The 233-nt window shown below is 58.8% G+C and carries 1 protein-coding gene; it reads left to right on the top strand.

The features are described from left to right. Positions 1 to 103: 103 nt before the first annotated feature. A partial coding sequence (locus ACZ3HH_RS31220; RefSeq protein ID WP_465810616.1) for an NAD(P)-binding domain-containing protein occupies positions 104 to 233 on the top strand: 130 nt, incomplete at its 3' end.

The following is a 233-nucleotide window of genomic DNA, read 5'->3' as shown; positions in this document are numbered from 1 at the left end:
CCATAGGTAGGGCCAACCCAGGCAATGCCTGACAAAGCGCTGCTTAGCCTTCAGGGCGCTGACAGCGCTCAACTTTCCGAACCTTCGTTATCAGGAGAACACCATGAGTATTGGCATTATCGGTTCCGGCGCCCTCGGCTCCAACATCGCACGAGCGCTCGCCCAAAAAGGCATTTCCGCCACCCTCTCCAACAGCCGCGGGCCTGCATCATTGGCCGCACTGGTTGCAGAAC

The organism is Pseudomonas sp. PME37.24/025, assembly GCF_055556615.1.
This window is presented reverse-complemented; position numbering and strand designations above follow the sequence as displayed.